This window comes from Staphylococcus kloosii, assembly GCF_032139365.1.
GTDB lineage: Bacteria > Bacillota > Bacilli > Staphylococcales > Staphylococcaceae > Staphylococcus > Staphylococcus kloosii_A.
Genome location: NZ_JAVTDB010000014.1, coordinates 1 through 5,459, shown reverse-complemented (window position 1 = coordinate 5,459; position 5,459 = coordinate 1). Strand labels below are relative to the sequence as shown.

Below are 5,459 nucleotides of genomic sequence, written 5' to 3'. Positions count from 1 at the left end.
CTAGCAACTTTAAAATTGAGAAAAAACCTATTGTGGTATACTTTGTTATATAAAGTGTAATTTATAAAATGTGTGTAATCATTATGTTTAGGCAAAAAATTTAAAGGCTTGTCTCCTGAAAATTTCAGAAAACAAGCCTTTCTTTATTAAGCGAAATTACAACTTTTGGCATTCGATCAAATATAGTAAGCGACAGAGTAGTCGTGATTTGAATTGTATTATGCTGCTTTATCTTTATGGTGTGACTTTTCTTTTTTCTGTTGTTTAACGCGTTGTGGCTCACTTGTGTCATATTGTTTCAAGTGTGCTTTTTTGAAGTATTTTGCTACAACTTCATCTAAAGAAATACCTTCTTCTTTTTTACCACCAAACATTGTATAACCATCGCCTTTATTTGCAGTGAAATCATTCGTTGCGACGTAATATTTTTTGTCTGGGTCTAGTTTTTTGAAATGTCCAGTTTGCTTATCTAATACTTTTATTGATGTGACGCGATGTTGTTTGGCCTTATTTAAATTATAAGTAACACGTATAGATTTGGAAGCTTGTAAGAAACCGCCATTTGGTGTTAATACCTTTTTATGATTTTCTGTTTTAGTAGGTGAACTTAAACTGTGTTCAAATGCTTTTTTAACGTCGCCCCCTTTAACGCTTATTTGAGTAATTGTGTTACCAAAAGGTAAGACAGTGATGATGTTATTTTGAGTTACTTTGCCCTTATCAATCGATGCTCTAATACCGCCACCATTTGTTACAGCAAAATCTGGTTTATGTTTAAATTCTTTATTACCATAACTTTCCATAGCGTCTGTAATTAAATTACCTAAATTGGTTTCTTTAGTTCTAGCGATGTTTTTAGCGCCTTCAAATTTAACATTATTATGTTCTCTGACGACTTTTGAAGTTTGTTTTAAGAATTTTTTGTTTGCGCTATTTACTTGATGCGCGATTGTTTTATTACCTTTAAGATGACTTATCTCTTTAACATTAATCATTTTTGCTGCTAAATGACTAACTTTATTATGGGAATAATTAAATGTGATATCGCCTACGTTTTCTAATGCGGTACCCGTTTGGGCTACGATACCTTTGCCGAATGTTTCACCTTTGTCTAAAACTGTGTGAGAATGGCCATCTACGACAATAACAGGTTGTTTAATTGATTTTTTAGCGTTCAATTCTTGTGCTAAATTGTCACCACGCCATGATTTTTTAGTCACCGGATCTACACCTAAATGGGAAAGTACAACAATGACATCTGCTTTATTATGTAGCTTTTTCGCTTCTTTTTCAGCACTACTTACAGGATCGGCAAATTTAACACCTTTAATACTGTCGGGTCTCGTTTTAACTTTGGTCTCAGGCGTAGTAACCGCTACGATACCGTAACGTACACCATTTCTTTTAATAACCGTAGAAGGTTTAAAAGGGCGTTTGCCATTTTTGTAAACATTTGATGAAATAATAGGGAAGTTTAATTGCTTTTGCAAATGTAATAATTGTTTGTAACCAAAATCAAATTCATGATTACCTAAAGTCATCGCATCGTAACCGACACTATTCATAGCTTTTGCCATTTCTTCGCCTTTAGAATTATTGGAAACAGGTAAACCTTGGAAGGCGTCACCAGCATCTAACATTAGGTCTGGATGTTGGTGTTCTTTAATCGTTTTCAGTTTCGCCATGCCGATGACAGAACCTTTTTCTTCAACCATTCTGCCGTGAATATCGTTAGTATGTAAGATTGTATGCTTTGTCGTCTTCTTTTTATGATGATTTGATTGTTTCTTTTCAGCTGCAAATGCACCAGCCGAAATGAGCGTACAACAGAGTAATAAGCCTAGAATGACTCCGATTACTTTCTGCATAACTAAAACCTCCAATACATAATTTAAATAAAACTTTATAGTTACTTACATATCACTAAATAACTCGTAACTAACATAAACACGTAAACTTTTTGAACTAAATTATTGATAAAAAAACGTTACTACCAAAAGTCATCATTTTGGATAGTAACGTTTGTAATAAGACCGCGCTGTCTATGACAATATTAATCTGTAATCGCACCTTTTGAGGCTGAAGATACAAGTTGTGCATATTTGTATAAAGTACCGCGTGATACTTTTAGCTCTGGCTGTGTCCAGTTCGCTTTACGACGTTCTAGTTCTTCGTCTGAAACATCGAAAGTGATTTCACGATTTTCTGCGTCTATCGTAATTGAGTCATTTTCTTCTAATAATGCCATTGGACCACCAACTTGTGCTTCTGGTGCAGCATGGCCAATAACTAATCCGTGTGAACCGCCAGAGAAACGACCATCTGTTAATAGACCTACAGACTCGCCTAACCCTTTACCGACAAGTATTGATGAAGCAGATAACATTTCAGGCATACCTGGTCCGCCTTTAGGGCCTGCATATCTAATAACGACAATATCACCAGGTTTGATTTTGTTATTTAAAATAGCTTTAGTAGCTGCTTCTTCTGTATCAAATACTTTTGCTGGTCCTTTAATATATGTTTCGCTGAGACCTGAAATTTTGGCAACGGCACCTTCTGGCGCTAAATTACCTTTTAAAATAACAAGTGGGCCAGTAGGGTGTTTAGGTTCGTCAAAGTTTATTATTTCTTTATTGTCTGTAAGATCTTCTTCTTCGGCTAAGTTCTCAGCAACCGTTTTACCTGTAACTGTTAAGCAATCTCCATGAATTAATCCTTTATCAAGTAATAATTTCATTACGCCAGGTACGCCGCCTACATCATTAAGATGAGACATGACATATTTCCCGCTCGGACGTAAGTCTGCAATATGAGGTACACGTTGGCGAATTTTTTCAAAATCATCTAAAGTTAAATCTACTTCGATCGTGTGGGCAATTGCTAATAAATGTAAAATAGCATTAGTTGAACCACCAAGTGCCATCGCAACAGTTATTGCATTTTCAAATGCCTCTTTCGTCATGATATCTTTAGGATAAATGCCTTGTTCTAGTAAGTTATAAACGGCTTTGCCTGCAGCACGGCTGTCTTTAGCTTTGTCTGCAGATACTGCTGGGTGCGAAGCACTTCCAGGTAAACTCATACCCATTGCTTCGATTGCTGAAGACATCGTATTAGCTGTAAACATGCCACCACATGAACCTGCACCTGGACATGCATTACATTCTACTTTGTGCAATTGTTTGTCATCAATTTCACCATTGTTATATTGACCAACGCCTTCGAATGCAGATACTGCGTCTAAATCTTTACCATCTAATTTCCCTGGTAATACTGTGCCGCCATACACGAATACGGCAGGTAAGTTGAGGCGTGCTATCCCGATCATACAACCTGGCATGTTTTTGTCACAACCGCCAATTGCTACAACGGCATCTAAATTTTCGGCACTTACAACTGATTCGATAGAGTCTGCGATTAATTCTCGGCTTGGTAATGAAAAGCGCATGCCATCCGTACCCATTGAAATACCGTCAGAAACAGTAATGGTATTAAAGATTAATGGATTGGCACCTGTTTCGCTAATACCTCTTTTTGTAGCGCGTGCCAGGCCATCGATATGTACGTTACAAGGCGTAACTTCACTCCAAGTACTTGCAACCCCAATCATCGGTTTTTGGAAATCTTCGTCTTCAAAACCTAGTGAACGTAAATAAGAACGGTTTGGTGTACGATTAACGCCTTCGCTAATCACCTTACTCTTAATACGTAAATCTTGCCCTTCATTAGTGTTATTTTTCTCCCAACTCATCATAATACCTCCTAGTAAAATAAACTGCTTTTGCCTATCTAAGGTGTTCGAATTTTATATATAATATTGAGCCATAATAACATACATAAGTTTGTTAAGGTAATAGGCGATTTATATATAAAATGTTAAAAAGTTATTTGTACTATATAGCCTTTCTCGAATGTTATAAACTTTTTAATGAGTCATAACTGTATTTAAAGCGAACGTTACAATAAAAAAAGACCACACTTTTAAATCATGTGTGGTCGTAACGTGAGTTAATATTTATGTTGTTCATGATATGCTTTTGCTTTTTCTCTCGAATATTTGAGATACATGAGTGACAAAATAATTAACCATACTGGTGTGAAGTAAACCGCAGTACGTGTATCTGGGTTAACTAATAAGACACCGAATATAAAGATAAAGAAGATGATAATAATAATGGATGTTACGCGTCCGCCTGGTAACTTAAACTTACTATTTTTATGTTCATTTGGGCGTTTTTTTGTATATCTATAATAAGAAAATGTAATCAATGTCCAAATGAAAATATTTAATACTGTTGAAACGGTAGAAATATAAACAAATACCGTTGTAGCATTAGGAACAACATAATTGAGTATTACCGATATTGATAACATCCCACATGTGATTAATATAGCGATAATTGGAATACCTCTACGATTCGTTGCTTGGAATTGAGGTGGTGCTTGTTTTCTGTCGGCTAAACCAAATAATGTACGGCTATTTGCAAAAATACCACTGTTACAAGCCGATGCAGCTGCAGTTAAAACGACGAAATTAATAATTCCTGCCGCAAATGGGATACTTGCTAAACCAAATACTTTAACGAATGGGCTATCATCTGGACTTAAATGATTCCACGGTATAACTGAAATAATGACTGCAATCGCACCAACATAAAATAATAATATTCTAATGGGTACGTTGTTAATTGCTTGTGGAATCGTTTTATGTGGGTTTTTTGTTTCAGCTGCTGTAATACCAATCATTTCAATACCTAAAAATGAAAAAATAGCCATTTGGAAAGACATTAAGAAACCAGATATGCCATGAGGGAACATGCCACCATGACTATAAATATTAGTAAAACTTGATGTGCCATAGGGTGTTTTATACGCCATAATAACAAGGATAATACCGATAACGATTAACGCTAATATTGTAAATACTTTAATAATTGCGAACCAAAATTCTAATTCGCCAAATAATTTGGCACTCATTAAATTAAAAGACATTAGTAATAACACACATGCTAATGCAGTTAACCAGTTTGGAATTTCTGGAAACCAAAACGACACATATTTAGCAACGGCCGTAACTTCTGCCATGCCAGAAACAATCCAAGTTAACCAATAAGACCAACCTGTAATAAATCCTGCTAATGGTCCAACAAATTCATTAGTAATATCAGCAAATGAATTAAATTTAGTGTCGGATAATAGCATTTCTCCCATCGCACGCATGAATAAAAATAATGCTAAACCAACAACCATGTACGTGAATAATATGGATGGACCGGTGAGATGAATTGATTCACCTGCACCTAAAAACAATCCGGTACCAATTGCGCCCCCAATCGCAATTAATTGAATATGTCTATTACTGAGTGCTCTTTGTAATTTATCTTCCATATCTTTACCCCTTAAATTATAAAATGTATGCGCTTTTATAATACTTTGTTTTTTCATATATTGCCATT

Annotated in this window: 3 protein-coding genes; all 3 read right to left on the bottom strand. The window is 35.4% G+C overall.

All coding sequences use genetic code 11. The features are described 5' to 3' along the window. Positions 1-218 precede the first annotated feature (218 nt). Positions 219-1,868: a 5'-nucleotidase C-terminal domain-containing protein gene (locus tag RPL90_RS01085; protein WP_313541599.1), complete on the bottom strand. Its 1,650-nt coding sequence runs from the start codon at positions 1,866-1,868 to the stop codon at positions 219-221. Positions 1,869-2,053: 185 nt separating this feature from the next. Beyond that, positions 2,054-3,754 carry a dihydroxy-acid dehydratase gene (gene ilvD, locus RPL90_RS01080; RefSeq protein WP_313541605.1) on the bottom strand — a complete coding sequence of 567 codons (1,701 nt, stop codon included), beginning with the start codon at positions 3,752-3,754 and terminating at the stop codon, positions 2,054-2,056. Positions 3,755-4,011: 257 nt separating this feature from the next. Continuing rightward, on the bottom strand, positions 4,012-5,391 hold the full coding sequence (locus tag RPL90_RS01075; RefSeq protein WP_313541602.1) for an amino acid permease: 1,380 nt from the start codon (positions 5,389-5,391) through the stop codon (positions 4,012-4,014). Positions 5,392-5,459: the final 68 nt, after the last annotated feature.